This window comes from Mesorhizobium sp. (genome assembly GCF_017306585.1).
In the GTDB taxonomy this organism is placed as follows: domain Bacteria; phylum Pseudomonadota; class Alphaproteobacteria; order Rhizobiales; family Rhizobiaceae; genus Mesorhizobium.
Genome location: NZ_JAFKIC010000075.1, coordinates 1 through 5,917, shown reverse-complemented (window position 1 = coordinate 5,917; position 5,917 = coordinate 1). Strand labels below are relative to the sequence as shown.

The 5,917-nt window shown below is 64.3% G+C and carries 6 protein-coding genes; 5 read left to right on the top strand and 1 reads right to left on the bottom strand.

The features are described 5' to 3' along the window. Both J0I79_RS02740 and J0I79_RS02735 read left to right on the top strand, forming a co-directional pair. Positions 1-788, top strand: a 788-nt coding sequence (locus J0I79_RS02740; protein ID WP_292855196.1) for a hypothetical protein, incomplete at its 5' end; no start/stop codon positions are given. Then, positions 789-1,199, top strand: a complete 411-nt coding sequence (locus J0I79_RS02735; protein ID WP_292855195.1) for a hypothetical protein — start codon at positions 789-791, stop codon at positions 1,197-1,199. It abuts the gene before it with no gap. Between the two features lie 32 nt (positions 1,200-1,231). Here the strand turns inward: J0I79_RS02735 and guaD are convergent, their stop codons facing one another. Further along, positions 1,232-2,593, bottom strand: a complete 1,362-nt coding sequence (guaD, locus tag J0I79_RS02730) for a guanine deaminase (protein ID WP_292855194.1) — start codon at positions 2,591-2,593, stop codon at positions 1,232-1,234. 135 nt (positions 2,594-2,728) lie between these two features. Between guaD and J0I79_RS02725 the strand changes: the two genes are divergently transcribed. From J0I79_RS02725 to J0I79_RS02715, 3 genes are all read left to right on the top strand, one after another. Beyond that, complete coding sequence (locus J0I79_RS02725; RefSeq protein ID WP_292855193.1) at positions 2,729-4,087, top strand: solute carrier family 23 protein; 1,359 nt, start codon at positions 2,729-2,731, stop codon at positions 4,085-4,087. Between the two features lie 37 nt (positions 4,088-4,124). After that, positions 4,125-4,919 (top strand): APH(3')-II family aminoglycoside O-phosphotransferase, encoded by a 795-nt coding sequence (locus tag J0I79_RS02720; protein ID WP_292855192.1) that lies wholly within the window; start codon positions 4,125-4,127, stop codon positions 4,917-4,919. Between the two features lie 153 nt (positions 4,920-5,072). Next, positions 5,073-5,917, top strand: an 845-nt coding sequence (locus J0I79_RS02715) for a magnesium transporter CorA family protein (RefSeq protein WP_292855191.1), incomplete at its 3' end; no start/stop codon positions are given.

Below are 5,917 nucleotides of genomic sequence, written 5' to 3'. Positions count from 1 at the left end.
GACCCTCGCTGGCGGAGGATTGGTGCGTCGGGAAGGACGCTGTTCCCGTTGACGACGGCGCCTATCATTTCTCCTATGAAAGCTGGATCCGGGCGCGGGCCAATGCCTTCATGTATGGCCGCTGCATCCAGGTGCTGGCCCCCACGGAAAAACTGCGCAACCACTGGGAAGGCGTTCTCCCGGAGGCGATTGCGCGGAAAGACCGGCCAACGACCGGCGGACAGGACTTCATCGACAAGGTGAACGTGCAGGCCAGCGCGCCGCTGCACTACGGCAACTCCGACGACAAGAGAGATGCGGTCTATTTCGCCCACAAGGACGAACCGAGCCTGGTAAAACCCGAGAAAAAAGACTCCTCGTTTCGGCAGAAGATCGAGGACGCGACCAAGCAGACCGGTCAGTTTCTGCTGGAGAGCCTCTATTCGTTTTCGACACAGCTTGTCGCGGCGGACGATGACAGTCTCATGGACATCGATGCGTCTTTCTATTCGAAGTTCGACGGAAAGACCTTCACCTACGAACTCGACTACACCATGAACTCGCCTTCGCAGAAGTACGGCGATGCCACATTGTCCGTCCGGTTCGATGGAGAAGGGCTGGGTCGGCTGAACACGATCTCCGAAAAACGCTGGACGATGAAACAGGGAGAAGGCCGATTGTCCTTCACTGCGGCTGCGACGGCTGACAATCAGGCTGATTTCGTCGACCATTCGATCAGCCTGGTCGACCAGGACGGCAGGTCGGTGGCGACGCTGCCTGTCTCTTACCTGCTTCCGACGGAAAACTAGATGGCCGGCATCAAGGACGCCTTTAGCCGCTGGCAAAGCTACCCCGCGGCCTTCGCGGCGATGGTGGCGCCGTGGTTTCAGCCGTTCCAGAAGCTGGGCTGGATCAATACCGACTGGTCGCCGGTCATCGATCCTATGGCAACCTTGCTGGCAGGCCTCTATCTGCTTTTCATGGCCGGTTCGGGCTTCTTCGACAAGGATGCGGCCGCCTTCAGGCGGTCATTGATCCGGTCTGCCGTCCTGACCGCGTTGCTTGCCGCGTTCTGCTACCTGATGAGCCACTATCTCATCCATCTAGCCGATCCGGACTGGCTGTTCGTCGCCAACGCGCCCTGGGCAATTGCCTATGTCATCATGTACATGGCTTTCCTGCGCACGTTCCTGTCGGCGCTGATGTTCGCGAAGTGGTGATATCAGATCAATTGGCCAGCGCCTGACTGACCTCAGCCGCGGACTGCCCGCCCATTTACCCAAACAACAGCGATATTCGCCCGCGCCGCATTGAGCACGATCTTCTGGAAGACATCATCAAGCGTGTCGTCCGCCGCATTGATGTGGATGTTGGAGGCGCTCGCTTTCGTGTCGATCAGCAGCGCGTCGAATTCATGCCCGACGCGGAAACTGCCCGTCGGCAGGTCGAGCGCTTCGGCGCCGCCGGCGGTGGCCAGCCAGAACGCATCCTGATGCGTGATCGGTTGGCCCGGCGCGCCGCGCTCGTCCGCCGCCAGATGGGCATGGACGCCGCTCTGCAGCGTCCGCGATGCCGAGAGCGCGTGCCGGCAGCCATCGAACAGCGACGGGCTATAGCCGCCCGAAATGTCGGTGCCGAGGCCGATATGCATGTGCCGGTCGAGTGCTTCGCGCAGCGGGAACACCGCATTGGCGAAATAGGCATTGGACAGCGGGCAATGGGCGACGCCCGCGCCCTTCCCCTTGATCAGGTCCATATCCCTGCCATCGATGAAGTTCGAATGCGCCAGGATGGTCCTGCGCGTCAGCAGGCCGAAGCCGTCGAGGCTGGCCGCATCGCTCTGGCCGAAACGCTCCTCCACGAAGGCCTTCGCCCAGTCGCTTTCCGAACAATGGGTCTGCACATGGCAACCGAATTCGTCGGCGAGACAGCCGAGACCCTGCAAAGCCGCGTCCGTGCAGCTTGGAATAAAGCGCGGCGTGATCACAGGTTGGACCAGCGGCCTTTCCCCTGAAGCCATGTCCAGCATGGCTTCGATGAAGCACCTTGTGTCGGCAATCGCGCCCGCCGCGTCGGCATCGCGATAGAACGGCGGGCACTGTTCGGGATCGTCCATCACCACCTTGCCGACCAGCGCGCGCTGGCCCTTTTCGAGGCAGATGGCCGCCAGCGCCAGGCTGGCCTCGACATGGACGGTGGCGAAGTAGAGCGCCGTGGTGGTGCCGTTGGCGAGCAGATTGTCGACCAGCCCGGCATAGACCTCGCGGGCATAGCCGACATCGGCGTAGCGGGCTTCGAGCGGAAACGTGTATTTCTGCAGCCAGACTTCCAGCGGCACGTCGAGCGCTTTGCCCATCTGCGGCCATTGCGGCGCGTGGATGTGCAGGTCGACCAGCCCGGGGAGCAGGAACTGTCCCGTCCGGAGTTCCACCAGCGTGCCCGCCTCGCGGGCGTCGCTCGCGCGCGCCGCATAATCGGGATGGTCGGGCGCCAGAATCTCGGCGATCCGCCCCTGGCCATCGATGCCGAACAGATGGTCCTCCAGCACCTCCAGTCTGCCGCGCTCGGGCGTATGGAAGGCGGTGCCGAGCAGCGTGAAGGGGTCTCTTGTCATCTGTCGCTCCGGTTGCGCTGGCGCGTGGAACCGCCCTTGCGTGGCCCACTAAAAAACAGTTGGCAAACCTTTGCGCCGCTGTCCTTTGGCGCCGACTGATCCCATGATCGGCTGGGGATTTCCAGAGGGGACATCATGGCCAGAGGGGACACCATGGAAAGCGTTGCACCAGAAATCACATTGATCGCCCAGCCGGACGATCCGTTGCCCCTAGGCAAGGCCGCCTTGCTCGGCCTCCAGCACGTGCTGGCGATGGACGTCTACATCGTGCCGTTCATCATTGCCTCGGTGCTCGCCTTCAGCGTCGGCGACGCCGGCGCCTTCATCCAGTCGGCCTTTGTCGCAGCCGGCATCGCGACGCTGATCCAGTCGCAGCTTCTGATGCGGCTGCCTGTCGTCCAGGGGCCCTCCTTCGTTCCGATCGGCGCGGTGCTGGCCATCGCCTTCGGCGCCGGCGGCGGCATCGGCGGGCTATCCGCTGTGATCGGCGCGCTCATTCCGGGCGCCATACTGGTCATGCTTCTGGGCTCGCCGACCAAGCTCTTCCACCGCCTCGTCAACCGCTTCGTGCCGCCCATCGTCGGCGGCGCCATCATCATCGTCGTCGGCGTCGCGCTGATGCCGGTGGCGCTGAAGGAAAGCGTGTTCGCGGTCCATGGCACGGCCACCGTCGGCGGCAACATCATCCTGGCCTTCATCGCCGCGGCGGTCCTCGTCGGCTGCATGCTCGCGGGCATGGCGCTTGGCGCCAAAGGCAACTGGCTGCGCCTGCTGTCGGTGATCATCGCGCTTCTGGCCGGCAGCCTGGCTGCTGCCTTCATGGGCCAGCTGGACATGTCGGGCGTTACCGCCGCGACCTGGTTCTCCATGCCGCGCATCGCCTTCCTCAACCTCGATGTGACCTTCTCGCTGTCGGCGATGCTGACGATGCTGATCGTCTACATCGTCGTGCTGGCCGAAACGACGGGCACCTGGTTCGCGGTCGGCGCCGTCATCGACAAGCCGCTGTCGGACGAGCAGCTCGACCGGGGCGCCACCGGCGAGGGCCTGGGCTGCCTGATCAGCGCGCTGCTGTGCAGCACACCGGTCACCGGCTATTCGTCCAACGCCGGCATCATCGCCATCACCGGCATCGCCAGCCGCGCCGCCTTCGCCGCCGCCGGCATCTTCCTGGTGCTGTTCGGGCTGATCGGCAAACTGTCGGCGGTCATCGCCTCGATCCCCGGACCGGTTATCGGCGGCGTCTTCGGCGTGCTCTGCGTCGTCATCGCCATGAACGGTTTTCGCGTCGTGCGCGGCACGCCGCTAACTGAAAGGAATATGCTGGTCATCGGCCTGCCGATCCTGATGGCGCTGTTCGCCACGCTCGCCCCGCCGGATTTCGTCAAGACGCTGCCCGACATCGTTCAGTACATTCTGGGTTCCTCGATCGCCTTCGGCGCCGTCTGGGCGATCGTCCTGCACCAGATCCTGCCGAACGCCGGCAGGCCATGACAAGGAGGCGGGCTTTCACCGGGCCCGCCCGCCGGCAATGAACCATCACCCCTCCGACGCCGACCTGCCGCCAGGGCTGCGACATCAGCTGTCCGGCTACCGCTGGCACCGCCAGACGATCGGCCAGTCGCAGGCCGGCGTCTTTCGCCTGGAGGCCGAGGACAAGCCTGCCCTGTTCCTCAAGATCGAACAGGCCGGCCCTTTTGCCGAACTCGCCGATGAGGCAGCGCGCCTGCGCTGGCTCTCGGCAAGGGACATCGCCTGCCCCGATGTCATCGCCTTCGAAACCCATTCGCAGCAGAACTGGCTGTTGATGTCGGCCATTCCGGGGCGCGACCTTGCATCGGTGCGGCAGCTCGATCCGGCCGCCGCCATCGGCATCATGGCCGCCGCGCTTGGCGACCTGCATGCGCTCGATCGCCGCGCCTGCCCCTTCGATCATCGGGCAGACAACCGTATCGCCACGGCCCGTGCGCGCATGGAGGCCGGCGAAGTCGACGAGAGCGATTTCGACGACGAACGGCAGGGGCGGACCGCCGCCGATGCCTTCGCCGAACTGCTTGCGCTTCGACCGTCAGCCGAGGATCTCGTCGTCACTCATGGCGATGCCTGCATGCCGAACTTCATGGCCGCCGAGGGCCGTTTCAGCGGCTTCATCGACTGCGGCCGGCTGGGCGTCGCCGACCGCCACCAGGATCTGGCGCTCGCCTGCTGGAGCATCCGCCACAATCTCGGCGAAGCCTGGGTGAAACCGTTCCTGGAGCGCTACGGCCCGCCGCAGGTCGAGCCGGCAAAGCTTTCCTGGTATCGGCTTCTCGACGAATTTTTCTGAGCGGCCGATGCCGACCCGCCCTGCCGGGGCTTGTCTTGATTTTGTCATGGCGCGGGTCTAAGCGGCAGGCGCACGGTCAGCGCACGCGATGAAGAGCCGTGCAATCCGACACGACGCGCAATCCGAACGCAGCTTCGCAGGGGAGATCTGGCGATGATCAAGGCTTTCGTCGTGGACAATGACCGCCTGCGCCTCACCGACGACCTGTCGGCGGATGGCGACAAGGTCGTCTGGGCCGATCTCGTCAACCCGACCAAGGAGGAAGAGGCCGCCATCGAAAGCTGGCTCGGCATCGCCATTCCGACCCGCGAGGAGATGGAGGAGATCGAGATCTCCAGCCGCCTCTATGTCGAGGACGGCGCCTACTTCATGACCGCCGCCTTGCCAGCGCAGACCGAGGTCGACGATCCTCTGATGTCGCCGGTCACCTTCGCGCTGTCGGGCAACAGGCTTATCACGGTGCGCTACCACGAGCCGAAGGCCTTCAAGACCTTTCCCATGCGCGCGGAAAAGGTGGCGATGGGCTGCACCAGCGGCGACACCATCCTGATTGGCCTGCTGGAGGCGATCGTCGACCGCCTTGCCGACATCCTCGAGCGCGCCGGTCGCGACGTGGAGGCGATCTCGCGCGACATTTTTCAGGCGCGCTCGACCAAGGTATCGAAGCGCAACCGCGATTTCCAGGAACTCCTGAAGGCCATCGGCCGCAAGGAGGACATCGCCTCCTCGGTCCGCGACAGCCTGATCTCCTTGCAGCGTCTTGCCGGTTTCCTCGCCCATGTCGCCACCCAGACCCGGATGAGCAAGGATGTCCGCGCCCGCATCAAGACCCTGTCGCGCGACGTGCTGTCGCTCGCCGACCACGCCACCTTCCTGTCGCAGAAGATCTCCTTCCTGCTCGACGCGACGCTCGGCATGATCTCGATCGAGCAGAACGCCATCATCAAGATATTCTCGGTGGCCGCCGTCATCTTCCTGCCGCCGACGCTGGTCGCCTC

Excerpts from the sequence above, each read along its gene's own strand:
- guaD (WP_292855194.1), bottom strand. The coding sequence starts at position 2,593 with ATGACAAGAGACCCCTTCACGCTGCTCGGCACCGCCTTCCATACGCCC.
- J0I79_RS02735 (WP_292855195.1), top strand. The coding sequence starts at position 789 with ATGGCCGGCATCAAGGACGCCTTTAGCCGCTGGCAAAGCTACCCCGCG.
- J0I79_RS02725 (WP_292855193.1), top strand. The coding sequence starts at position 2,729 with ATGGCCAGAGGGGACACCATGGAAAGCGTTGCACCAGAAATCACATTG.
- J0I79_RS02720 (WP_292855192.1), top strand. The coding sequence starts at position 4,125 with ATGAACCATCACCCCTCCGACGCCGACCTGCCGCCAGGGCTGCGACAT.